Below are 22,589 nucleotides of genomic sequence, written 5' to 3'. Positions count from 1 at the left end.
CCCGGCGCCCGCGCACCACCCACCGACCGAAGCAGGGCCGCCGTCACGCCAGGAAGCACGCGGCGCCAGCCCTCCCCCGCCCCGCGGGGCGAACCCGCAGACGGACCGGAAGGGACCACCCTCAGCCCATGTACTCCTCAGCGACGACCCCCACGCCGACCGCGACCCGCACCGCGCTGCGCCCCCCCACCGCAGCCACCGGCCGGCCCGGCCCCAAGCAGGTGCCCCCGACGAGCCGCCCGGCGGCTCCGCGCGGCACCGAGGGCCGGTCCGCGGACACCCGGGTCCCGACCGGGCGCACGGCGCTGGGGCTGCGCACCCCCGAGGCCGCCCCGCCGCCCGGCCACCGCCTCCCGCTCGCCCGGCTGGCCGACGGCCAGGTGCTGCGCACCCGGCGGCCCGGCCAGCCGGCCGGGCCCGAGCGGATCGACCCGGCGGCGCTGCAGACCCCGTCGGTGCGGGCCGCGCTGGGGAGCATCGCGCGGATATGTCCGGCGTTCACCCCGCGCCAGGTCCTGCGCGAGGGCAGCCGCCACATCCTGGTGGCGGGCACCATCGGGCGGGCTCCGGTGGTCGCCAAGTGCCTGGCGCCGCAGGCGGTGCGGAGTGAGTACTTCGAGCAGCTGGTGGCCGACTTCCACCACGAGGTCTCGGTCTACCGGGCGTTCGTCCGGCACCGCCCGCCGGTGCGGCTGCCCCGGCTGGTCGCGGCCGACCACGACCGGTGCGTGCTGGTCATGGAGCGCGTCCCCGGCCGCCCGGCCGCCCGGGAGCGCCACCCGGTCAACGCGCCCACCCCGGGCGAGGTCCGGGCGCTGCTCGGCGCCGTCCGGACGCTGAACCTCTGGCGGCCGCCGAGCGACGTCTTCCAGCCGCGCCTGGACTACCAGTTGGAGATCGCCCGCTACCACTCGGTGGGCCAGCTCACCGACCGGGACGCCGGCGACCTGCGCGGCCTGCTGCACGGCCTGGGCCACACCCCGCTGCAGCTGTGCCACGGCGACGCCCTGCTCAGCAACATGCTGCTGGCGCCGTCCGGGCCGGTGCTGGTCGACTGGGAGCAGGCCGGCTGGTACCTGCCGGGCTACGACCTGGCGGTGCTGTGGAGCGTGCTCTCCGGCGACACCGCCGCCCGCCGCCAGATCAGCCAACTCGCGCAGAGCGGCGGCACGATGGCCCGGGACGCGTTCCTGGTGAACCTGGTGCTGGTGCTGATGCGGGAGATCCGGCTGTACGACGTGCCGGGCGCGGGCGAGGAGCAGCGGATCATGATCCGCCGGCTCTACGACGACGCCGCGCTGGCCCGCCGCGCGGTCCGGGCGGCGGTCGGCACCCGCTGAACCCCCGGGCCGCCCTGGCGCGCTACGCCTTGGCGCCGCGCGCCAGGGCGGCCCGGCCGGCGTCGTCCAGCACGGCCTCCTCGGGCGCCAGGTGCACCCGGCTGCTGAGCACGTCCCGCAGGTAGCGCTCGAGCGGGTGACGCCGGCTCAGCCCCGGGTTGCCGGTGAGCGCGACGGCCTGCTGAACGGCCGTCACGGCGGCCCGGGTGGCCAGCAGGTGGGCCGGACCGGTCCGGCCCACGGCGTCCGGTTCCCCCCGGTCCACCCGGGGGGCCAGGCCGTGCAGCAGCTCCTCGGCACCGATCAGCTGGGCGTCGATCTCGCCGAGGGCGGCGCGGTAGCGCGGCAGGGTGCCGAGCGGTTCGGTCAGATTGGCCGGAGTCCGCTGGTTCAGGAAGCGGATCAGCCAGGCTTCGGCGGCCCGGGCGACCCCGACCGCCACCGCGGCGAGGGCCAGGTCGTGCCAGGCGCGGGCGAGTTCGGCCTCCGCGCCGTCCTCCTGGCCGGGTGTGCGCAGTCCGAGCCCGAGTTCGAGCGGGACCCGCACCGCGTCGAGGACGACGTCGTGGCTGGCGCTGGCGCGCAGGCCGAGCTGGTCCCAGGTCGGGTCGATCTCCAGGCCCTCGCTCTCGCCCCGGACCAGGAACGTGCCGACCCTCGGCTCGGGTTCGTCGGTCCGGGCGGTGACGGCCATCCAGGCCAGCGCCTCGGCGCCGGTGCAGTACGTCTTCCGGCCGGTCAGCAGCCAGCCCTCGTCGTCCCGTCGGGCGACCGTCGTGGGCAGCGCTGCGGTCGGTCCGCCGGGTTCCGCCCGCAGCGTGTTGACCAGCGCGGGCCCGCGCCGGGACTCGGTGAGCAGCCGCCGGTAGCCGGCCGCCGGCCAGCTCGCGCGGCGGGCCTGCTCGGCGTGCTGGAGCAGGGTGAAGGCGGTGACCACGGCCACCGAGGCGTCCCCGCGGCCGAGTCGGGCCAGCACCCGGACGGTGTCGGCGAGTGTGCCGCCCGGTCCGCCGTACCGCTGGGAGACGGTCAGGGCGAGCAGCCCGGCCTCGTGGACGGCCTCGATGCCCTGGTACGGGAAGGTCGCGTCGCGGTCGTGCTCCTCGGCGCGGGCGGCGAGCAGGTCGACCACCCGGGGCAGCCCGGCCAGGGCGGCCTCGACCGCCGAGCGGTCGGGCCCGGGGGCGGCGACCGGGACGGGCGGCACGGGTGCCGCGGGCCGGACGGGACGGGTGGGGACCGAGGGCACGGGGTGGCCGGAATCCGATGATTCGGTTCGATCACGATCGTTCGGTGAGCGATCGTCGGCGGCGATGGTCGTCATGGGGCTGGTGCCTCCGGGCGGCAGCGTGGGCTCAGCGGATGCGGGCGGCACGCCGTACGGGCGGCGCGTGGAACGAGCCGGCGGCCCCGGAGGCCGGCCCGCGGCCCACCCCCGGCTTCGGCGCCGACCCGGTCCGGTCGGCCACCCGCCGCCACGGGGGCGAGATCCCCCTCAGCGGCCCGGACACGCCGCGCCGGCGGTCCGGCACAGGTCCAGATGCCTGCGACGGGTCAACAGCGGGAGACGGCACGGCATGTCCGCGACTGTACGAACCGGTGATCGATACCGTCAAGCAGCGTCCGAGCCCCGGGCGGGGCCCGGTCAGCCCTGCTGGAACATGTCGGCCGGAAGCGGCTTCAGCAGCTGATACAGGTCGTCCGAAATCGGTCGGTCCCAGGACGCGATGGTGACCAGCACGCCGTCGCTGCGGCCGAACTGGGCGCAGAACACGCGCTCCTCGCTGACCTTGACCTTCTTCACGATCAGCAGGTCGTCCCCGAGCATCACCGGGAAGTCCTCGGCCGAGGCGAACTCGACCGGCTCGTCGTTCTCCAGCGCCGCGAGCAGCTGCCGCACCTCGAAGGGCACGTCGTCACCGGTCTCCCGGGCGGGCGAGCCCTCCGGGAGGTTGCCGATGAACATCGCCGGGCCCCTGCCGCCGAACAGGTCGTAGCGCAGGAAAATCCCCTGGCAGGAGCCGTCCGGGCCGGTCATCATGGCCGCACCGAAGTCGCCGGGCCAGTCGCCCGGGTCCATCGCGAGCACGTCGAAGTCCGGGCCGGCGGGCTGTCCGGAGCGACGGCGGAGAAAAGACATGGGAACATCGTACGTGTCCGGCACACCGCACTCGCGAGGCGGGTGGGACTCCGACGGGGGACGGGCGGGAGGTCGACGCTCAGAGACCAATGTTGACTCTGAGCAACCGTCCGGGCTACGTTCGGTTCAGCACGACAGCCGTTCTGGGTTTCACCCTCCGGGGGGACGGCATGTCGCAACGCGGCCCTACACGCGTATCCCTCACTGTGCACTTGTCGTGCCGAACTGCCGAGCACCCAGCTTCGTCATCGCACACTGCACAACACACAAGCCAACAGTTCCATTGCAGTTCCGTGCAACAAGAGCCAGATCCGCGGGGCCCCGGCCCGTCGCTCCCGTGGATCTGCTCGGGACGCCGCCGCGTGGGGGCGTGCGGGTCCCGAGCAAACGGTGCCGTCTCCGAGTCGCTCTCGGCGTCGGCGCCAGCCTCCCGGCGACTGCCGGCCCCTCGTGGGCCGGGACCGGCCGACGCACCCCGGTGCGCAGGGGATGACTGGGAGGATGGCCTGGCAATGCTGCCGGGCCGCAACAGCAGGCGCCGTGTCTGGCCGCGTGGGGGCGGTGGGCACGGCGTCTGCCTGTGCTCATACTCTGAGCTGCGTTTGTCTAACAGTCAACAGAAATTCTGACGGGGCACGCTCAAAAGATCATCGGTTGTGATGTTCGGTACCGGGATCCGCGGCCCGACCGACCCCGGACACACCGGCGGAGCGGACCCGGACGCCGCAGGTCTTCCTGCAGCTCGGACCGCTCCGCGGGGGCGCCCGGACGGCGCGGGTGGCTCAGGTGAGGTCGAACTCGCCGTCCCGGGCGCCGAGCACGAAGGCCCGCCACTCGGCCGGGGTGAAGACCAGGACCGGCCCGTCCTCCTGACGGCCGTCCCGCATCCCGATGTACCCGTCCACGAACGCGATCTGGACATCCCCGACGCCCTGGCTGCTGCACAGCCACTCGGCGCCGGTGAAGTCCACCTTCGGCTTCCCGTTCCGCGCGAGCTCCGGCTCGGCGCCGACCGCTCCGCCGTTCACCCCGCCGTTCACCCCGGCGTCCACCCCGGTGTCCGTCCCGCTGTTGACTGCCACTGACCGATCTCCTCCCGACGGCGTTCCAGCGCCAGCCTAACCACACCTCCCGGCCCCGGTCAGCGGGTTGGCGAGGACTCCCCCGCGCGGGGAGGAGGGGGCGGCGGGCGGTGGAGGAGCGGTCGGGGGCCGGTGGGGCGTGTCCCGACCGACCCGGCCGCCGGCAGCTGCCAGAGTGCTGCCAGGACGCGTACGGACCCGCCCTCCGGGCAGCCATCCCTCGGCGGGCGTCCTGGCGGCCGGGCCGCCGGGGCGGCCCCTCCAGGCCCCCCGGGGCCCCGACGACCACCTCGCCCACCACCTCGCCCCAGGGAGCAGCCGATGAGCCGCCGGGACGGCACCCGCGCCGACGTCATCCCCATCTCCGACGCACCCTCGGCCCACCCGCCGGCACCCCGCACCCCGCTCGCGCCCACCCCGCTGCCCCGACCCGCCCCGGCCCGGCCCGGCGCGCACGGCCGGGTCGGGATCGTCCTGGTCTCGCACAGCCAGGAACTGGCCACCGCCGTACGCTCCCTGGCGCTCACTCTGACCGGATCCGACTCCCCCGCGCCGGTCGCCGCGACGGGCGGCGACCCGGCGGACGGACCGGGCATCAGCGCGGTACTGGTGGCCGCCGCCACCCGGCGGGTCGACCAGGGCCACGGCGTGGTGGTGCTCGCGGACCTGAACGGAGCCGTCAGCACCGTGCGGGCCCTGCTGTCGGAGGCCGACGAGCACGGCCTGCCGTTCCCGGTCCGCTTCGCGAACGCCCCCTTCGTCGAGGGCGCGGTGGCCGCCACCGCGACCGCCACCGCGGGCGGCGACCTGGCCGCGGTCCTGGACGCCGCGGAGGAGGCCTACCGGCAGCAGAAGGGCTGAGTCCGGCCCGGCCCGGACCCGGCCTCAGGGGCGCTCCCGGCCCTCCCAGGTGAACACCGCCGGGCCCTCGCACTCCAGTGCGTGGCGCAGCCGCGCGTGCTCGAAGTCGAGCATCGGCGGCAGCTCGTCCAGCCCGAACCAGCCCACCTCCAGGGACTCGTCGTCGTTCACCCGGGCCTCGCCGCCGACCGCCCGGCAGCGGAAGGTCAGCACCAGGTACTGCGTCACGTCGCCGTTCGGGTAGTGGACCGGCGGGGTCACGGTGGCCGAGGCGAGCAGCTCGGGCACGACCTCCACGCCGGTCTCCTCCAGGCACTCGCGCACCACGCCGTCGGCGGGCTGCTCACCGGGGTCGAGGATGCCGCCGACCGAGGCCCACCGGCCGTCGTCGGCCCGGCGGGCGAGCAGCACCCGGTCGCGGTCGTCCACGACGATCGCGGCGACGGCGCTCAACCAGAGCGGGCGGGTGCCCACGAGGGAGCGGAGTTCGAGGAGGAAGGGAGGAATCGCCATGTGACGCAGCCTATCCAGCCCGCCGGGCGGCTCCCCGGGGCCGTCGCCGCCGGAATTCATGAGGCGAACACGACAATTTATGGCTGTCTCTCGGCACTTCCCCGCCGGGCGTTCCGGATCGCGAGAACGCATTCATGACAGAGGAGCGGAAGCGGTTGTCCGGGAATGCGGAGGAAGGGGGTGCGAGATTGTCGGAAGCGATGAAATTCGGTCGTTCTGACCAAATTCGCTCTATCTGTTGATCCGTCTGTTGATAAGTTGATCAACCGTATACGACCATCCGGCCCGGCACCCGCCGGAGTGACCCGCCGGGGCACCCTCAGAGCGCGGCGCCCCGCCGACGGACCACCCCGAAGACGATCCGGCCGAGCAGCAGGACACCCGCCGCCAGGCAGCCCGCCACCGCCATCGCCCACGCCGGACCGTCACTGTCCGGAACTATCACGGCCACCACGATGCCCAGCACCAGGCAGGCCACACCCGCCGCCGCCAGCGGAATCCGGTGGGTGACAAGGGCTCCGCCGCTGCACGCGCGGTTCCACCGGGTCGCCCCGTGCAGGTGGAAGGGATCACGGTCCGCATCTGCCATGAGCCCAAGGTACCCCGGGCGAGCCCCCGAAGCAGCCCGCAGGGAGTGCGGCTCCGCGCACCCTGCGCAACCGCCCCGTGAGGCTCCTCCCGGACCGCGACCACGTGTACGGGCTCCACAATCAGTCCACGAAAAATCCTCGTCCCCCCGGTACAACCATCCGCCCGGTGGAGCGGTCTCAATGGCATCGAGTGATCCAGGAGCCGTTCACGGGAAGGGTGAAAACCCCCACCGAGAACCGGAATACCCAGGGAGCGGAGCCGCCGCCCCCTGGAGTCGGAGGCCGGGCTCCGTCCTCCGGCGGTACCGCCACGCCGCTCGGCGACCAAGGGGGAACCGTTGCCGCAGACCCAATCCACCCCATCGACCGCCACCGCACGCGCCAGGCCCCGACCCGGCATGCGGCCGCTCCCACCACCCACCGGCTGCGCGTCCGACCACCACGGCGACGGCCGACCCCGCCCGGCCGTCGAGACCACGCTCCTCGACCCGGACCTCCTCGAGACGGCATGGCTCGAGAAGCCCCGGGTCGAGACGGCACTGCTCGACGCCACCCGGCTCGACGGCAAGCGCCTCGAGACGAAGCACGTCGACGCGAAGCACACCGACCCGGAACAGCAGGACGCACGGGGCGAATGGCTGCGGTTCGCCCCCGTACAACCGCTGTTCCGGGCCCGGGCCGCCCAGCGACTCGCCGTCCTCGCCTACCACGGGGTGACCGACCACCGCTCCTTCGGCGCCCAGCTCGACCGGCTGCGAAGGCTCGCCACCCCGGTCTCGCTGCAGGCCGTCCTCCAGGCCGTCACCGAACGGCGGCCGCTGCCGCCGCGCAGCGTCCTGGTCACCTTCGACGACGCCGACCGGAGCGTCCTCACCCACGCCCTGCCCGCCCTCGACACCCGCGGCATCCCCGCCACCGCCTTCGTCATCTCCGAACTCATCGGCACCGAACGCCCCTTCTGGTGGCACGAGGCCGACTTCCTCGCCCGCCACGGCGGCCGCGCCCGCTCACTCGACTGCGGCCACCCCTCCCAGCTGCTCCCCCGGCTCAAGGCCATGCCGGACCCGGACCGGCGCCGCAGCCTGCACGAACTGCGGGTCAGCGCCGACCGCCGGCCCCCCAGCCAGGAACAGCTCACCCCCGCCGACCTGCTCGCCCTGCGGGACGGCGGGGTCGCCATCGGCAACCACACCCAGGGGCACCCGTGCCTCGGCCGCTGCGACGACACCACCGTCCGCACCGAGATCACCGGCGCCCACGAGGCCCTCACCCACTGGCTCGGCGAACCCCCCATCGCCTTCGCCTACCCCGACGGCGGCCACGACCCCCGTGCGGAAACCGTCCTGCAGGAGCTCGGCTACCGCCTCGGCTTCCTCTCCGACCACCGCCTCGGCCCCCGGCTCCCGGACCACCCCCTCCAGATCAGCCGCCTCCAGGTCGACTCCACCACCAGCATCCGCCGCTTCGACACCATCCTCTCCGGCCTCGAGCCCGCCTACCGGCGCTGGCGCCGCCAAGAGGTGGCCTGACCGGTGACACCGCCGCGCAGGAGGTCGGCCGGGTCGGCTTCCTGCGCGGATCGGCTTCGAAGGATGCGGCCGTGCCGGCGCCCGGGCGCCCGGGAAGTCGGCCTCGTCGACTCCTCCGGGTCGACTCCTCCGGGCCGGCTCAGGCGGGGACGGCGGTGAGGGCGAGGCCCTGGGGGTACAGGGTGGCGGTGGGGGGGAGGGTGGCGGGGACGCCGGCGTGGAGGACGGTGAGGGTGCCGGTGCCGGTGCGGGTGGGGTCGGCGACGCGGCGGAGGGCCTGGGCGGCGACGGCCTCGGCGGAGCCGTGCAGGACGAGGGCCGGGGAGGCGGCGGGAGCGACGGCCGCGCGGATGCGCTCGGCCACGAGTTCGTAATGGGTGCAGCCCAGCACGAGGACGTCGGTGCCCTCCGGCGTGCGGGCCGCTGCGTCGGCGATGGCCGCGGTGGTGGCCTCGTCGTCGCCGTGTTCGACGGCGTCCGCAAGGCCGGGGCAGGCGACCTCGGTGACCTCGGCGGTGCCGCCGAAGTCGCGGATCAGCCCGCGCTGGTAGGCGCTGCCGGTGGTGGCCGGGGTGGCCCAGATGGCGACGCGGCCGCCGAGGGCGGCGGCGGGCTTGATCGCGGGGACGGTCCCGATGACGGGCAGCCCGGGTTCGAGTTCGGCGCGCAGGGTGTCGAGCGCGTGGACCGAGGCCGTGTTGCAGGCGATCACCAGGGCGTCGGGCTCGAGGGCGGCCGCGGCCCGGCAGCAGCCGAGGGCCAGCTCGGTGACCTCTTCGGGCGTGCGCGGCCCCCACGGCATCGAGGCCGGGTTGGAGGAGAGCACCAGATCGGCGTCCGGGCGCAGCTTCCGAATCGCGGCGGCGGCGGCCAGCAGGCCGATTCCGGAGTCCATCAGTGCGATCTTCACGAGGCAAGACTTTAGTCGATCCACCTCTCGCGGCCGGTTCTGCGGCAGACTGCCGGGGTGACCGTCCTGCTCTGGATCGCCGCCTCCTCCCTGCTGGTCTGGCTCTGGCTGGCGTGCTGCCACGGTTCGTTCTGGCGCACCGACGTCCGGCTGCCGCCGCGTCGTCCGCCGGCGCGGTGGCCGGAGGCGGCGATCGTGGTGCCGGCCCGGGACGAGGCGGCGGTGCTGCCGGTGAGCCTGCCGTCGCTGCTGGCGCAGAAGTACCCGGGGCGGGCGCGGGTGATCCTGGTGGACGACCACAGTTCGGACGGCACCGGCGCGCTGGCGGCGGAGCTGCGGACGCTGGACGGGCTGGAACTGACCGTCACCACCCCTCCCCCGCTGCCGGCGGGCTGGACGGGCAAGCTGTGGGCGCTGCGGCACGGGGTGGAGCTGGCCGGTCCGGACGTGGAGTACCTGCTGCTGACGGACGCGGACATCGCGCACGGCCCGGACTCGCTGGCCGAGCTGGTGGCCGCGGCCGAGTCCAACGGGCTGGACCTGGTGTCGCAGATGGCCCGGCTGCGGGTGGAGACCGGCTGGGAGCGGCTGGTCGTCCCCGCCTTCGTGTACTTCTTCGCCCAGCTGTACCCGTTCCGCCGGAGCAACCGTCCGGGTTCGCGGACGGCGGCCGCGGCGGGCGGCTGTTCGCTGGTGCGGCGGGAGGCGCTGGAGCGGGCGGGCGGGGTGGCGGCGATCCGCGGGGCGGTGATCGACGACGTGTCGCTGGCCCGGGCCGTGAAGTCCACGGGCGGGCGCACCTGGCTGGGCCTGGCCGGGGAGGTGGACAGCGTCCGCCCCTACCCTCGGCTGGAGCAGTTGTGGCGGATGGTGTCGCGCAGCGCGTACGCCCAGTTGCGGCACTCGCCGCTGTTGCTGCTCGGGACGGTGCTGGGGCTGGCACTGGTCTACCTGGTGCCGCCGGTGGCGACGGTGGCCGGGCTGGTGGCGGGGGTGCCGTGGGTGGCGGTGGCGGGCGGGGCGGCCTGGGCGCTGATGGCGGGCACCTACCTGCCGATGGTCCGGTACTACGGCCGGCCGGCCGCGGCCGTGCTGCTGCTGCCGTTCACCGCCTCGCTGTACCTGCTGATGACGGTGGACTCGGCGGTGCAGCACTGGCGCGGCCGGGGCGCGGCCTGGAAGGGCCGGACGTACTCGCGGGCGTGAGGCCGGACACGGGGAAAAGCCCGGCACGACGGGCCGGACGGGGCCCATACTGCTCGGATGGACCGTCAGCGGATCTCCCGGCTCGCCCACGCCCACCACCCGATCGCGGCGCCCCTGGCGGACGGGTCGGTGTCCCGGCTGCTGGAACGCGCGCTGGGCGGGCGGGAGACCGGCCGGGTGCTGGACCTCGGCTGCGGCGAGGGCGCCTGGCTGCTGCGGGCGCTGGCCGCGCGGCCGGGCTGGCGGGCGGTGGGGGTGGACGTGGACGCCGAGGCGCTGACCCGGGCCCGGGAGACGGCGACGGCGCTCGGCGTGGTGCGCCGGATCGGCCTGCACCACCGGGACGCCCGGGAGTTCACCGACCGGGAGCCCTTCGACCTGGTGCTCTGCGTGGGCGCCACCCATGCCTTCGACGGGCTGCTGCCCACGCTCGCGGCGGCGCGTGAACTCCTGGCGCCGGGTGGGCGGTTGCTGGTCGGCGAGGGGTTCTGGGAGCGGGATCCGTCCCGGGCCGCGCTGGCCGCGCTGGGCGCCGCCCCGGAGGACTACGCAGACCTGGCGACGACCACCGACCGGGTGCTCGCGGACGGCTGGACGCCGGTCCACGGGCACGTCAGCACGGCACGGGAGTGGGACGACTACGAGTTCTCCTGGACGGGTTCGCTGGCCGAGTGGGCCCTGGACCACCCGGAGCACCCGGACGCGGTGGCCGCCCGCGCGGCCGCGGACCACCATCGCGGCAGGTGGCTGCACGGCTACCGGGGGACGCTCGGCTTCGTCACCTATCTGCTGCGCCGCGACTGAACCACCCCGACAGCCGCGCTACTTCTGCGTCCGGGCGAGGAAGTCGTCGATCAGCGGGGCGATTTCGGGCAGCTTCTCCTCCAGCGCGAAGTGCCCGGTGTCGAAGACGTGCAGTTCGGCCTCCGGCAGGTCGCGCAGGTAGGCGCGGGCGCCGGCCTCGGTGAAGAAGGCGTCGTTGCGCCCCCAGATCACCAGTGCGGGCGGCTGGTTGGCGCGCAGCCAGGCCTGCCACTCCGGGTAGAGGTCGACGTTGGAGAAGTAGTCGAGGGCCAGTTCGACCTGGATGTCCTTGCGGCCGGGCAGGTCGAGGAAGTGCTGGTCGAGGGTCCAGCCGTCGGGGGCGACCAGGCTCGGGTCGCCGGTGCCGCCCTCGTACTGGCCGCGGGTGACGTCCAGGGTGAGGATCGAGCGGGCGGCGTCCTCGGCGCCGGGAACACCGCGCCGCTGGGCGATGAACCCCCGTGCCAGGTCGGAGAGTCCGTCCTCGTAGGCGTTGCCGTTCTGGACCACCAGGCCGGTGATCCACTCCGGCCGGCGGGTGGCCAGGCGCAGGCCGACGGGGGCGCCGAAGTCGAAGACGTACAGGGCGAAGCGATCCAGGCCGAGGGCGAGGCAGAAGCGCTCGATGACGTCGGTGAGGGTGTCGAAGCGGTAGCTGAAGGCGTCGGGCGCGGGGCTGTCGCTGTGGCCGAAGCCCGGATAGTCGGGGGCTATCAGGCGGTAGCGGGTGCCGAGGGCGTCGAGCAGTCGGGCGTACTGGTGGGAGGCGGCGGGGAAGCCGTGCAGCAGCAGGAGGACGGGGGCGTCGGCCGGGCCGGTCTCGCGGTAGAAGACGCGCAGGCCGTCGAGGTCGATGTGGCGGTGGTGCACGTGGGGGATCGTCAGCTCGCTCATGCTAACCATTAAAGCGCATATGAATGGTTAGGCATAGGGCTTTCGCGGAAGCGAGCCGAAGCGGACTGACCGATCGTCATCCACCGGCGGTTCAGTGCTTCTGCAACTGCTCCCGCTGCACCAGGTAGTCGAGCACCTCGGGCATCGCGTCGACGCCGCCGGCCTTGGTCGGCGAGGTCCGGTACTCGCCCTGGACGACCACCGTCGGCAGCTCGTTGACGCCGTAGCGGACGAACTGGGCGGCCGCGTCGTCCACCGACTGCCGCACCGCGGTGGAGCGGTAGGCCGCGCGGAAGCGCTGGGAGTCGACGCCGTGCCGCACCGCCCAGTCGGTGACGGCGGTCTCGGTGGTGAGGTCGGCGTGTTCGGTGTGGATCGAGCGGAAGGCGCTGCTCTGCAGTCGCTCGACCAGGCCGAGCCGCTCCAGCGTGTAGTACAGCCGGGCGTGGGCGCGCTGCACGCCCTCCTCCGGACTGCCCGGCCAGATCGCCGGGACCCGGCGCAGCGCGACGTCGGAGCGGTGCTTCTCGGCCCAGGCCTGCAACGGCTGCTCCAGCGCCTGGGAGTGGCCGCAGTCGTACCAGAAGAACTCGACGGCCTCGGTACGGGTGTCCTCACGCACCGGCTGCGGGTGGTCGAGCTTGACGAACTGCTTTCCCTCGGAGGGGGGTTGGTGGGTCATCGCACTGGCCTGGAGAGGGGAGGCGGCGATCCCGGCGGCAATGACGAACAGGACGGTGGAGCGCAGCAGCGACTTCGAGTTCACACCGGGCAGTGTGGTGCCGACGGCCCGTTACCGACGAGTCGGTACGGGGCGGCGGGCCCGGATTCCCCCGAAAGGCTCAGCTGGGCCCGCAGGCCTTGACGCCCCGCGACTCAGCTCGGTGGGCCGCCCGTCCACACCTCGGCGACCAGCCGCTGCCAGTCATCCACCACCGCGCCCAGCTCGAAGTGCTCCAGCGCGTGCGCCCGGGCGGCCGCGCCGAGGCCCGCGCCGTTGCAGGCCAGCACCTTGGCCAGCGCCTCGGCCAGCGCGAGCGGGTCCCCCGGGGCGACCAGCGCTCCGGTGGCGCCGTCCCGGACCACCTCGCGGACCCAGCCGACGTCGGTGGCCACGGCGGGCACCCCGGCCAGGGCCGCCTCGATCAGCGCGCCGGGCACCCCCTCGCTGTCGCTGGTGAGCAGCAGCGCGTCGGCGGCGCGGTAGAGCGGGGCCGGGTCGGGCAGCGGGCCGAGGAAGTGGGCGCGGGCGGCGGCCGGGTGGCGGGCCAGGGCCTCCAGCAGCGGGCCGTCCCCGGCGACGGCCATCCGGACGTCGGGCAGCCGGTCGAGCACGTCGAGGGCGAGGTCGAGCCGCTTCTCGGGGGCTATCGCGCCGATCCAGGCGACCAGCAGGACGTCGGCCGGCAGGCCCAGGGCGTGCCGGGCGGCGCGCCGGTCGTCCCGGCCGTCGGCGGGCGGATAGCTTTCGGCGGCACGGGAGTTGGGGATCACCCGGACCTTGCCGCCGGGCAGCGCGAACTGTTCCTCCAGCACCCCGCGGGCCTCCTCGGTGAGTGTGGTCACGGCGGCGGCGAGGCGCATCAGGGCACCGCCGCGCAGTCTGCGCAGCCGGTTGGCGGTCCAGTAGCGGGGGTGGCCGACCGAGACGTAGACGAAGGGGGTGGGGGTGCCGGCCAGGGCGAGGGCGCAGGCGGCCAGGGTGTCGGAGCCGTGGGCGAGCACCACGTCGGCGGCGCGGGCGGCGGAGCGCAGGGCGAGCAGGGTGCTCGGGCGCAGGCGGCCGGGCCCGAGGACGGCGGCGGCGCGCGGCCGGGCGGTGTCGGGGCAGCCCTCACCGCAGGTCCCCGGCACGGCCGTCCCGGCGGTGCACACCCCCGGGGCGCCCGCGGTCGGCCGGGCGGGTGGTACGGCGGGGTGCGGGGCGAGGGCGCACAGCGCGGAGGCCTGGCCCCGGCGGCGCAGTTCCCGGTGGAGGTCACGGGCGAAGTTCTGGGCGCCGCCCCGGCGTTCGTCGCTGATCAGGTGCAGGACGCGCGGGCGTGCTCCGGCCGAATCGGCCGCCGTATGGTCGGGCATGGACCGACCTTGGCACAGCGCCCCGCCCGGTACAGCCCCTTCGCGCAACCTGGCGGTGGCCCGTGCGCCCGCGCCCGTACACCCACTGTGCGCTGAGGACCCGCCGTCGTGCGCCGGTTGCGACCGCCGTGCGCCCCGCCTCGCCCCCGCCGCTCCGTGCGGCCGCCCTCCGCTCCCCCGCACGCCGCGCCGGGGACCGGCTCACGCCGCCGGCGGCGGCCCGCACCGGCGCGTCACCCCAACGGGTCAACCGCGGACCGGCGGCGGCCGGACGGCCGGTACGCGGACGGCCCGTGCCCCGCCCGGGCCCGCCGGGACCGGTCCGTCGCCCGGTTACGCGGATCGGGTGAACGCGGTTGGACCTCGACCCGCGCCGGTCGGCAGGATGTCCGGCCGGGGCGCCCGCCGTTCTGCCCCATCTCCCCCTTCCCCGCTCGGATTTGGAGTCACCCGGTGTTCAAGGGATTCCGCAGCTTCCTGCTGCGCGGCAACGTGGTGGACCTCGCGGTCGGCATCGTGATCGGCGCGGCCTTCACCGCCGTCGTCACCGGGTTCGTCAGCGCCTTCCTCACCCCGCTGATCGGGGTCGCCACCGGCGCGGTCGGCGACTTCACCCAGAAGACCTTCGAGGTGGGCGGCACCAAGTTCCCGTACGGCCTCTTCGTCAACGCGCTGATCGGGTTCGTGCTGGTCAGCGCGCTCATCTACTTCGCCGTGGTGGTACCGGTCGGCAAGCTGCAGGAGCGCTTCGAGAAGGCCGCGCCGGCGCCGGCCGCCAAGGCCGACTGCCCGGAGTGCCTGAGCTCGATCCCGGCCGCCGCGACCCGCTGCTCCTTCTGCACCACCGAGGTGGCCGCCCGGCCCGGCCTGCCCGCGCAGTCCCAGGCGCTGCAGTCGCACTGACGCCCCGACGACGGGGCCGACCGGCGGCCGGGAGGAGCCCCCGACCGCGTCCGGATCCACCCACTGTGGGCGCTCACGGGAAATTTATTCCCCAAACATTCACGAGCCCCCGCCGGACCGTCGGCGGGGGCTCGAATGCGCCGGCGCACGCCCCGTCCGCAAAAGTTTCTCCATGAGGCCCCCGAGCGTCCACCGGCCGGTCACCGCAAGGCCTTGCGACAGCTGCGTCCGGGTGCTGTTCGACCACTGACAGGGCATCAGGACTGTCCGGAACTGAGTGCCGGTATGTCCGTTCTTCCTACTTTCGAAACCTTTGTGCGGGCGAAGACTGTGTAAACACTCGAACTGCTCCCCCTCCCGCTCTCCTCAGCAGGCGCATTGTGGGCTTACCGTATGCCCCATGACCTCGCCCCGCTCCTACGACGGAGTCGGCTACCCCTCTCCGTCCTTCTCCTCCGGCACGCCGATTTACGACAGCCTCGTGGCTGAGCGCGGTGTCCCCCAGATCGCACCCATCAACGTGCCGGCCGCCCTGCCGCCGGCCCTGTCCTCCGGTTACGGATCCGGCCTCGGCCAGACCTACGACAACCGGTACGGCAACGGGTACGAGAGCGCCGGCAGCAACCTCCCCGCGCTGCCGCCCGCCCGCCTCGCCCTGGGCCCCGGCCCGAGCAGCGGCCCCTCCGCAGGTCCCGCCACGGCGTACATCCCGGCGCAGCCCGCGCCGGCGTACGCCTCCGCGCCGCAGCCGCCCGTCCCCGGTTACGGCGCCCCCCAGCCGTACCAGCGGCAGCAGCCCGCCGCCCCCGCCTTCGCGCAGACCGCCAGCGGCGGCTACCAGCCGTCCGGCGGCCAGAGCTTCGGCGGCCAGAACACCTTCATCGGCCAGGGCGGCCAGCAGACCTTCGGCGCGCAGCCGACCGGCGGACCGGCCGGTTTCGGCCAGGGCCAGCCCGGCGGCCTCCCGCAGGGCGGTCCGCAGAGCTTCGGCGGCCAGCAGTCCTTCGGCGGCCCGAACCCGGCCGGCCCCGGCTTCCAGGGCCAGGGCGGCGACCAGGGCTTCGGCGGCGGCCAGCTGCGCCCGGCGATGGCCCCGGTCGCACCGGTCCGGCCGATGCAGCCGCAGCGCCCGGGCCCGTACGGCGAGCCCAACGGCTACCAGCAGGGCGGCTACCAGCCGCAGGGCCAGGGCTACTGAGCCCACCCGCACCACGGGGCCGACCCCACCGGCCCGCACCCGCACCACCTGAGCACCACCCGGCGCCCCCCGTACGCCGGGCGAACGGAGAACGGGTCATCCACGGACCGCCCGGCACGCCCCCACGGCGTACCGGGCGGTCCGTGCGCGTACGGAGCCTCCGGAGCGGCCGCACCGAACCGAACCGAACCGCACCGTACCGAACCGCACGGAACCGCACCGGCCCGGGCCGCCCCGGGGCAGCTGCGTCCGGTCGGATCACTGCTGGCAGGATGGGGGAATGCACCTCACCGGACTTCACGTCTACCCCGTCAAGTCGATGTACCGCCTGAGCCCGGACACCGCCGCGGTCCATCCCTGGGGCCTGGCCGGAGACCGCCGCTGGATGCTCGCCGACCCCACCGGACGCTTCGTCAGCCAGCGTGAGAACCCCGCCCTCGGACAGGTCCGGGTCGACCTGCTGCCCGCCGGCGCACTGGCGCTGACCGCCCCCGGCGGCTCCCGGATCGAGGTCGCCGCCCCCGCCGCCACCGCCGGTGACCCGGTCGCCGAGGTCGAGGTCTGGGGCACCCGCTTCCACGCCGTCGAGGCCGCCAAGGACGCCCACGAGTGGATCGCCGACCACCTCGGCGACTACCGCCTGGTGCACCTGGACGACCCGCGCGCCCGGCCCGTCGACCCGGAGTACGGCCGGGACGGCGACACCGTCTCGATGGCCGACGGCTTCCCGCTGCTGCTCACCACCACCGCCTCGCTGGACCGGCTCAACGAGCTGATCGCCGCCGAGCACCCGGAGGGCCACGAGACCCTGCCGATGGAACGTTTCCGCCCCAACGTGGTGGTCGACGGCTCCGCGGCCTGGGCCGAGGACGGCTGGCGCCGGATCCGGATCGGCGCGCTCACCTTCCAGGTGGTCAAGCCCTGCGGCCGCTGCGTGGTCACCACCACCGACCAGGAGAGCGGCGAGCGGCGCGGCCCCGAACCGCTGCGCACCCTGGCCCGGCACCACAAGCTGATGCGCAAGGCCGCGTTCGGGCAGAACCTGATCCCCGAGCGCCCGGTCGGCGTCGAGGGCGACGTGCTGGGGACGCTGCGCGTCGGCGACGACGTCGAGGTCCTGGAGGACGGGGCGCACTGGCCCGCCGACGGGCGCTGAACCGCCGCCGCGCCCTGCCCCGGCCCAGCGGCCGGTCGGCCGGTCGGCCGGACCGCCCCGACCGACCCGGACTTTCGCGACCGGCCCACCCGGACGGAACTCCGGCTGTGCGCGCTCGTTGAAACCAGTGGTCGGAACCTGTGACCGGGGTGGGCGCCTCCGGTGTCCGCGCCGCGACGGACCGCCGGGCCGAGCCGCCCGGGCCGGTCCGCGCGAGCGGACGGATCACCCGTCCGGGCGCGCTACGGTGGGCGGACGGCCCGCGCACCCCCGCGCCCACGGCCCGTTCGCCGGCACGACGAAGGTGGGGACGACAGACCGTCATGGCTGAGCACAGGGTCCGGGTCACCCAGGACAGCGCATCCCGCTGGCGCCGCCGCGCGGGCGAGTACGACACGCTCACGGAAGCCCTGGCCGCCGCCGAGCCGGGCGACACCGTGACCGTCCGGCCCGGCACCTTCCGGGAGAACCTGCTGCTGGACAAGCCGGTGACGATCGTTCCGGCCCAGGGCCCGGGCACCGTGCGGATCGAACCGGCCTCCGGGGTGGCGATCACCGTCACCGCCGCCGCGACCGTGCGCGACCTGGTGGTCGAGGGCGGCGACAGCTCCGCGCCCGCCGTCCTGGTCACCGGAGCGCAGGCGACGCCCGCGTTCAGCGGTTGCCGGATCGAGACCCGCTCCGCCACCGGCGTCGAGATCAGCGGCGGCGCCCGCCCGACCCTGCGCGGCTGCGTGGTCGCCAACCCCGGCGGTCTCGGCCTGCGGCTGCGCGGCGAGGGCACCGCCGCCGCCTTCGAGGACTGCGAGGTCGCCGCGGCCGGCCAGGCCGGACTCGCCGTCCTCGGCGGGGCCACCGCCGCCCTGGACCGCTGCCGCATCCACCACGCCTCCGGCGCCGGAGTGCTGCTCTCCGACCCCGGCAGCGCCGCCGAGCTCACCGGCTGCGAGATCTACGAGATCCGCGGCAGCGGCGTGCAGGCCGAGGCGCAGGCCGGCGGGCGGCTGGTCGACTGCGACATCCACCGGGTCACCGGCAACGGCCTCACCCTGGACGGCGAGGCCGAACTGGTGCTCACCGGCTGCCGGGTGCACGACCTGCCGGAGAACGGCGCCGACCTGCGCGGACGCGCCAAGCTCACCCTCTCCAACAGCACCGTGCGGGACTTCGGGCGCGGCGCGCTGTCGGTCTGGGACCAGGGCACCGAGGCGGTCGCCGAGTCCTGCCGGATCCACGGCTCCAGCGGCGAGTACCCGGCGCTGTGGGTCAGCGACGGCGCCCGGCTCACCCTCACCGACTGCTCGCTGTACGACCTGCCGGACGCGCTGTTCGTCCTCGACCGGGACTCCGCCGCCGTCGCCCGGGGCTGCTCGTTCAGCCGGATCCGCAGCTCCGCGGTCTCGGTCAGCGGCGGGGCCACCGTCGAACTCGCCTCCTGCCGGGTGCAGGAGGCCGGGACCGGGCTCTGGTTCCGCGACCACGGCAGCGGCGGACTGCTCACCGACTGCGAGATCTCCGACGTCGCCACCGGGGTGATCGTCACCAAGGGCGCCGACCCGGTCCTGCGCGAGTGCACCGTACGGGCGAGCACGGACGCCGGGGTGTACGTCTCGGCCCAGGGCCGCGGCACCTTCGAGGACTGCCGGGTCTCGCACGGCAAGGGCTTCGGCTTCCACATCATCGACGGGTGCCGCACCCAGCTCATCCGCTGCCGGGCGGAGCAGAACGAACGGGCCGGATTCGAGTTCTCCGAGCCCGGACCGATCGCCGAGGGGTGCACCTCGGACGACGTGGCACCGCTCGCCCCGAACGGCCCGCCGACCTCCGGGCGGCCCGAGCTGCCGACCCCGAGGTCGTCCCGACTTCCGTCGGCCGTACCGGTGTCGACCGCCCCCTCGACGGTGTCGGCGGCGACCCCCGCAGCCGCAGCGACGGCCGCGATCGCCCCGATCCCGGACTGCCGGCCGGCCGACGAGGCGCTCGCCGAACTGGACTCGCTGGTCGGCCTGGCCACGGTGAAGCAGGAGGTGCGCACCCTGATCGACCTGATCTCGGTCGGCCGACGGCGCCGCCAGGCCGGCCTCAAGGCCCCCTCGCTGCGCCGGCACCTGGTCTTCACCGGCGCCCCCGGCACCGGCAAGACCACCGTCGCCCGGCTGTACGGCGAGATCCTCGCCTCGCTCGGGGTGCTCCAGCGCGGACACCTGGTCGAGGTCGCCCGGGTCGACCTGGTCGGCGAGCACATCGGCTCCACCGCGATCCGCACCGCCGCCGCCTTCGACCGGGCGCGCGGCGGGGTGCTGTTCATCGACGAGGCGTACACGCTCGCCCCCGAGGACGGCGCCCGGGACTTCGGGCGCGAGGCGATCGACACCCTGGTCAAGCTGATGGAGGACCACCGGGACGAGGTGGTCGTCATCGTGGCCGGCTACACCGCCGAGATGGAGCGCTTCCTCTCCGCCAACCCCGGCGTCTCGTCCCGCTTCTCACGGACCGTCACCTTCCCGGACTACTCGGCGGACGAGCTGCTGGAGATCGCCCGGGCGCAGTGCGCGGAGCACGAGTACGCGCTCGCCGAGGCGGCCGAGGGCGCGCTGCTGGACCACTTCGCCCGGCTGGAGCGCGGTCCCAACTTCGGCAACGGGCGCACCGCGCGGCAGGTGTTCGAGACCATGGTCGAGCGCCACGCGGTGCGGGTGGCCGCCCTGGCCGACCCGTCCACGGAGGAGCTGCAACTGCTCGTCCCGGCCGACCTGCCGACCGCGCCGCTGCCGTAACGGGCGGGAACTCCCCCACCGGAGCGGGGCGTTGGGCCGGGCACGGCAATGCTTCCGCACGTGTCGACCCGGCACCCCGCCCCCGTGGGGCGTCAGCCCGTCCAGGCGCCGCCCGCCAGGAAGGACTCCATCGCGGAACGGTACGGCGCGATGTCGATCCGCTCGCCGGCCAGCCAGTCGTCCGAGTAGTACTTGTCCAGGTAGCGGTCCCCCGGGTCGCAGATCAGGCCGACCACGCTGCCGGTACGGCCGGCCGCCCGCATCTCGGCGACGATCCGCAGCGCGCTCCACAGCCCCGTCCCGGTGGAGGCCCCGGCCTTCTTGCCGAGCACCTGCTCCAGCACCCGCACCGCGGCGATCGAGGCGGCGTCCGGCACCTTCATCATCCGGTCGACCGCCCCCGCCACGAAGCTCGGCTCCATCCGGGGGCGCCCGATGCCCTCGATCCGGGAGCCGCTCCCGCAGACGGCCTCCGGGTCGTGGTTCACCCAGCCGTCGAAGAAGCAGGAGTTCTCCGGGTCCGCGACGCAGATCCGGGTGTCGTACTGCATGTAGTGCACGTACCGGGCGATGGTCGCCGAGGTGCCGCCCGTCCCGGCGGTGGCGACGATCCAGGCCGGCTCGGGGTGCGGCTCCAGGCGCAGCTGGGCGAAGACCGACTCGGCGATGTTGTTGTTGCCGCGCCAGTCGGTGGCCCGCTCGGCGTAGGTGAACTGGTCCATGTAGTGCCCGCCGGTCTCCTCGGCGAGCCGCGCGGAGGCCTCGTACACCTCGTCCGAGCGCTCGACCAGGTGGCACTCGCCGCCGTGGAACTGGATCAGGTCGATCTTGGCCTGGCTGGTGCTCTTGGCCATGACGGCGATGAACGGCACCCCGATGAGCTGGGCGAAGTACGCCTCGGAGACGGCGGTGGAGCCGCTGGAGGCCTCGATCACCGGCTTGCCGGGGCGGATCCAGCCGTTGCAGAGCCCGTAGAGGAAGAGCGAGCGGGCCAGACGGTGCTTGAGCGAGCCGGTCGGGTGGGTGGACTCGTCCTTGAGGTAGAGGTCGATCCCCCACTCGGCCGGCAGCGGGAAGCGCAGCAGGTGGGTGTCGGCGGAGCGGTTGGCGTCGGCGTGGACCTTGCGGACCGCTTCCTTGAGCCAGGCGCGGTACTGCGCGTCGGAGCGGTCGACGTCGACGGTCGGCTCGATGCCGACGGCGGGCGTGGTGCCTGCGGTCGACTCGATGCCGGCGGTCCCACCGAACTGGGTGCTCATGGTCACTACTCCCTCGTTGCGGCCCCCCGCTGCTCACTACGAGTGTACGAGGGTCACGATAAGTGACCGTTTTCGGATATCCAGCTTCCGCTTATTGCCCCTCCGGCAACACCGGATGCCAGCGCTACACCGGCACCGACTGCGGGTCCGCCAGGTACGGCCCCCAGCCGAGCTCGGCGGCGCCCGCGAGCGCGCCGTGCGCCAGCTCCGCGCCGACGATCGGCACCCGCCCGCTCCGCCCCCACAGGCTGCGGTCGGCGACCACCGCGCGCAGCCGGTCCGGGGCGGCCTCCAGGAGGTCGAGGTGGAGGCCGCTGAGCACCACCCGGTCCGGGTTGAGGATGTTGGCGACCCCGGCCAGTCCGAGCCCGAGCCGGTCGATCACGTGCTCCACCGCGGCCCGCGCCCGCTCGTCCGTCGCGGCCGCCCAGCACAGCTCGCGGGCCTGGTCGAGCAGCGGGCGGCCCGGCTCCGGGGTGCGGCCGGCGGCGGCGAACAGCGCGTCGGGGTCGGTCTCGGCGTTGAGGCAGCCCCGGTTGCCGCACGCGCAGGGGCGGCCCTGCGGGTCGACGGTGAGGTGGCCGACCTCCAGGGCGAGCCCGGCGCTGCCGGTGTGCAGGTGCCCGTCGATCACCAGCGCGCCGCCGACGCCGCGGTGGCCGGAGGTGACGAAGAGCAGGTGCCGGGCGCCGCGCCCGGCGCCGTGCCGGTACTCGGCGAGGGCGGCGAGGTTGGCGTCGTTGGCGATGGCGGTGGGCAGCGGGTGCACGGCCTTCGGGCCGTGGTCGGCGCGGCCGACCTCGACGTCGTACAGGTCGGCGACCGGAGTGCCGCTGGGCCAGGCGAAGTGCAGCGCGGCGAGCGCGGTGCCGTCCGGCTCGGTGACCGGGTTGGGCAGTGCGAGCGCGGCCGCCAGGCAGCGGCGGTCGGTCGCGCGGGCCAGCTCGGCACCGGCCTGGGCGACGGCGCGCAGCATCCGGACCGGGTCGGTGGCGGCGGGCAGCGGCAGGTGGACGGGCGGGTCGAGCAGTCCGCCGAGGCCGGCCAGGGTGACACTCAGCCCGTCGGCGTGGATCTGGCCGGCGACCACGACCGGGCCGCGCGGGTCGATCGCCAGCCGGTGCGAGGGACGGCCGCGGCCGCCGCCGGCCGGGCGGGAGTCGACGGTGATCAGACCGAGCGCCTCCAGTTCGGCCGTGACCGCGCCGGCGGTGGCCCGGGTGACGTCCAGGGCGCGGGTGAGCGCGGACCGGGTGGGCGTCTGACCGGTGTGGATGAGCGAGAGCGCGGGGCCGAGCAGCGTCCGACCGCGGTCGGGGGCCGCGCGGCGGTGGGCGTCACGCTGCGC

Annotated in this window: 21 protein-coding genes; 9 read left to right on the top strand and 12 right to left on the bottom strand. The window is 74.7% G+C overall.

Features of this window, described 5'->3' with window-relative positions; all coding sequences use genetic code 11:
- Positions 1-128 precede the first annotated feature (128 nt).
- Positions 129-1,340 (top strand): aminoglycoside phosphotransferase family protein, encoded by a 1,212-nt coding sequence (locus tag ABTY61_RS33455; protein WP_350508902.1) that lies wholly within the window; start codon positions 129-131, stop codon positions 1,338-1,340.
- 22 nt (positions 1,341-1,362) lie between these two features.
- Here the strand turns inward: ABTY61_RS33455 and ABTY61_RS33450 are convergent, their stop codons facing one another.
- The 4 genes from ABTY61_RS33450 to ABTY61_RS33435 all read right to left on the bottom strand — a co-directional run bounded on the left by ABTY61_RS33450 (position 1,363) and on the right by ABTY61_RS33435 (position 4,508).
- Positions 1,363-2,589 carry an acyl-CoA dehydrogenase family protein gene (locus ABTY61_RS33450; protein WP_350508901.1) on the bottom strand — a complete coding sequence of 409 codons (1,227 nt, stop codon included), beginning with the start codon at positions 2,587-2,589 and terminating at the stop codon, positions 1,363-1,365.
- 246 nt (positions 2,590-2,835) lie between these two features.
- Complete coding sequence (locus tag ABTY61_RS33445) at positions 2,836-2,919, bottom strand: putative leader peptide (RefSeq protein WP_350508934.1); 84 nt, start codon at positions 2,917-2,919, stop codon at positions 2,836-2,838.
- A 66-nt stretch (positions 2,920-2,985) separates the two neighbouring features.
- Positions 2,986-3,480: a hypothetical protein gene (locus ABTY61_RS33440; protein WP_188295628.1), complete on the bottom strand. Its 495-nt coding sequence runs from the start codon at positions 3,478-3,480 to the stop codon at positions 2,986-2,988.
- Between the two features lie 782 nt (positions 3,481-4,262).
- Complete coding sequence (locus tag ABTY61_RS33435; RefSeq protein WP_350508933.1) at positions 4,263-4,508, bottom strand: DUF397 domain-containing protein; 246 nt, start codon at positions 4,506-4,508, stop codon at positions 4,263-4,265.
- A gap of 375 nt (positions 4,509-4,883) precedes the next feature.
- Here ABTY61_RS33435 and ABTY61_RS33430 point away from each other — a divergent pair, with 375 nt between their 5' ends.
- A complete protein-coding gene (locus ABTY61_RS33430) occupies positions 4,884-5,423 on the top strand; it encodes a PTS-dependent dihydroxyacetone kinase phosphotransferase subunit DhaM (protein WP_350508900.1) in 540 nt (179 codons plus the stop codon).
- A gap of 24 nt (positions 5,424-5,447) precedes the next feature.
- Here the strand turns inward: ABTY61_RS33430 and ABTY61_RS33425 are convergent, their stop codons facing one another.
- Positions 5,448-5,936, bottom strand: a complete 489-nt coding sequence (locus ABTY61_RS33425) for an NUDIX hydrolase (RefSeq protein ID WP_350508899.1) — start codon at positions 5,934-5,936, stop codon at positions 5,448-5,450.
- Between the two features lie 319 nt (positions 5,937-6,255).
- Positions 6,256-6,525, bottom strand: coding sequence for a hypothetical protein (locus ABTY61_RS33420; RefSeq protein ID WP_350508898.1), 270 nt, complete (start codon positions 6,523-6,525; stop codon positions 6,256-6,258).
- A gap of 339 nt (positions 6,526-6,864) precedes the next feature.
- Between ABTY61_RS33420 and ABTY61_RS33415 the strand changes: the two genes are divergently transcribed.
- Positions 6,865-8,055, top strand: coding sequence for a polysaccharide deacetylase family protein (locus ABTY61_RS33415; RefSeq protein WP_350508897.1), 1,191 nt, complete (start codon positions 6,865-6,867; stop codon positions 8,053-8,055).
- A 139-nt stretch (positions 8,056-8,194) separates the two neighbouring features.
- On the opposite strand, the gene ABTY61_RS33410 is transcribed toward ABTY61_RS33415, so the two are convergent.
- The gene (locus ABTY61_RS33410; protein WP_350508896.1) at positions 8,195-8,965 is read right to left on the bottom strand and encodes a glutamate racemase; all 771 of its coding nucleotides are present in this window, start codon (positions 8,963-8,965) and stop codon (positions 8,195-8,197) included.
- A 57-nt stretch (positions 8,966-9,022) separates the two neighbouring features.
- Here ABTY61_RS33410 and ABTY61_RS33405 point away from each other — a divergent pair, with 57 nt between their 5' ends.
- Positions 9,023-10,171 (top strand): glycosyltransferase, encoded by a 1,149-nt coding sequence (locus tag ABTY61_RS33405; RefSeq protein WP_350508895.1) that lies wholly within the window; start codon positions 9,023-9,025, stop codon positions 10,169-10,171.
- A 57-nt stretch (positions 10,172-10,228) separates the two neighbouring features.
- A complete protein-coding gene (locus ABTY61_RS33400) occupies positions 10,229-10,975 on the top strand; it encodes an SAM-dependent methyltransferase (RefSeq protein WP_350508894.1) in 747 nt (248 codons plus the stop codon).
- Between the two features lie 18 nt (positions 10,976-10,993).
- Here ABTY61_RS33400 and ABTY61_RS33395 read toward each other — a convergent pair whose 3' ends face one another.
- The 3 genes from ABTY61_RS33395 to ABTY61_RS33385 all read right to left on the bottom strand — a co-directional run bounded on the left by ABTY61_RS33395 (position 10,994) and on the right by ABTY61_RS33385 (position 13,948).
- Positions 10,994-11,869 carry an alpha/beta fold hydrolase gene (locus tag ABTY61_RS33395; protein WP_350508893.1) on the bottom strand — a complete coding sequence of 292 codons (876 nt, stop codon included), beginning with the start codon at positions 11,867-11,869 and terminating at the stop codon, positions 10,994-10,996.
- A 91-nt stretch (positions 11,870-11,960) separates the two neighbouring features.
- Positions 11,961-12,635: a thiol:disulfide interchange protein DsbA/DsbL gene (locus ABTY61_RS33390; protein ID WP_350508892.1), complete on the bottom strand. Its 675-nt coding sequence runs from the start codon at positions 12,633-12,635 to the stop codon at positions 11,961-11,963.
- Positions 12,636-12,745: 110 nt separating this feature from the next.
- Positions 12,746-13,948 carry a glycosyltransferase family 4 protein gene (locus ABTY61_RS33385; protein ID WP_350508891.1) on the bottom strand — a complete coding sequence of 401 codons (1,203 nt, stop codon included), beginning with the start codon at positions 13,946-13,948 and terminating at the stop codon, positions 12,746-12,748.
- A gap of 453 nt (positions 13,949-14,401) precedes the next feature.
- Here ABTY61_RS33385 and mscL point away from each other — a divergent pair, with 453 nt between their 5' ends.
- The 4 genes from mscL (at position 14,402) to ABTY61_RS33365 (ending at position 19,982) form a co-directional block, all read left to right on the top strand.
- The gene (mscL, locus tag ABTY61_RS33380) at positions 14,402-14,851 is read left to right on the top strand and encodes a large conductance mechanosensitive channel protein MscL (protein ID WP_350508890.1); all 450 of its coding nucleotides are present in this window, start codon (positions 14,402-14,404) and stop codon (positions 14,849-14,851) included.
- 400 nt (positions 14,852-15,251) lie between these two features.
- Positions 15,252-16,049 (top strand): DUF6643 family protein, encoded by a 798-nt coding sequence (locus ABTY61_RS42055; protein ID WP_502895469.1) that lies wholly within the window; start codon positions 15,252-15,254, stop codon positions 16,047-16,049.
- Positions 16,050-16,329: 280 nt separating this feature from the next.
- A complete protein-coding gene (locus ABTY61_RS33370; RefSeq protein ID WP_350508889.1) occupies positions 16,330-17,205 on the top strand; it encodes an MOSC domain-containing protein in 876 nt (291 codons plus the stop codon).
- Positions 17,206-17,528: 323 nt separating this feature from the next.
- Positions 17,529-19,982 (top strand): right-handed parallel beta-helix repeat-containing protein, encoded by a 2,454-nt coding sequence (locus tag ABTY61_RS33365; RefSeq protein ID WP_350508888.1) that lies wholly within the window; start codon positions 17,529-17,531, stop codon positions 19,980-19,982.
- A gap of 92 nt (positions 19,983-20,074) precedes the next feature.
- Here the strand turns inward: ABTY61_RS33365 and ABTY61_RS33360 are convergent, their stop codons facing one another.
- Both ABTY61_RS33360 and ABTY61_RS33355 read right to left on the bottom strand, forming a co-directional pair.
- The gene (locus tag ABTY61_RS33360) at positions 20,075-21,241 is read right to left on the bottom strand and encodes a PLP-dependent cysteine synthase family protein (protein ID WP_350508887.1); all 1,167 of its coding nucleotides are present in this window, start codon (positions 21,239-21,241) and stop codon (positions 20,075-20,077) included.
- Between the two features lie 124 nt (positions 21,242-21,365).
- On the bottom strand, positions 21,366-22,541 hold the full coding sequence (locus ABTY61_RS33355) for an ROK family protein (protein ID WP_350508932.1): 1,176 nt from the start codon (positions 22,539-22,541) through the stop codon (positions 21,366-21,368).
- Positions 22,542-22,589: the final 48 nt, after the last annotated feature.

The organism is Kitasatospora sp. NPDC096128, from assembly GCF_040303105.1.
GTDB lineage: Bacteria > Actinomycetota > Actinomycetes > Streptomycetales > Streptomycetaceae > Kitasatospora.
The sequence above is the reverse complement of the archived record's forward strand: the minus strand, read 5'-3'. Positions and strand labels throughout refer to the sequence as shown.

Coding starts and splice junctions, on each gene's coding strand:
- ABTY61_RS33425 (WP_350508899.1), bottom strand. CDS start 5,936: ATGGCGATTCCTCCCTTCCTCCTCGAACTCCGCTCCCTCGTGGGCACC.
- ABTY61_RS33365 (WP_350508888.1), top strand. CDS start 17,529: ATGGCTGAGCACAGGGTCCGGGTCACCCAGGACAGCGCATCCCGCTGG.
- ABTY61_RS33440 (WP_188295628.1), bottom strand. CDS start 3,480: ATGTCTTTTCTCCGCCGTCGCTCCGGACAGCCCGCCGGCCCGGACTTC.
- ABTY61_RS33455 (WP_350508902.1), top strand. CDS start 129: ATGTACTCCTCAGCGACGACCCCCACGCCGACCGCGACCCGCACCGCG.
- ABTY61_RS33445 (WP_350508934.1), bottom strand. CDS start 2,919: ATGCCGTGCCGTCTCCCGCTGTTGACCCGTCGCAGGCATCTGGACCTG.
- ABTY61_RS33385 (WP_350508891.1), bottom strand. CDS start 13,948: ATGCCCGACCATACGGCGGCCGATTCGGCCGGAGCACGCCCGCGCGTC.
- ABTY61_RS33420 (WP_350508898.1), bottom strand. CDS start 6,525: ATGGCAGATGCGGACCGTGATCCCTTCCACCTGCACGGGGCGACCCGG.
- ABTY61_RS33430 (WP_350508900.1), top strand. CDS start 4,884: ATGAGCCGCCGGGACGGCACCCGCGCCGACGTCATCCCCATCTCCGAC.
- ABTY61_RS42055 (WP_502895469.1), top strand. CDS start 15,252: ATGACCTCGCCCCGCTCCTACGACGGAGTCGGCTACCCCTCTCCGTCC.
- ABTY61_RS33400 (WP_350508894.1), top strand. CDS start 10,229: ATGGACCGTCAGCGGATCTCCCGGCTCGCCCACGCCCACCACCCGATC.
- ABTY61_RS33370 (WP_350508889.1), top strand. CDS start 16,330: ATGCACCTCACCGGACTTCACGTCTACCCCGTCAAGTCGATGTACCGC.
- ABTY61_RS33360 (WP_350508887.1), bottom strand. CDS start 21,241: ATGAGCACCCAGTTCGGTGGGACCGCCGGCATCGAGTCGACCGCAGGC.
- ABTY61_RS33395 (WP_350508893.1), bottom strand. CDS start 11,869: ATGAGCGAGCTGACGATCCCCCACGTGCACCACCGCCACATCGACCTC.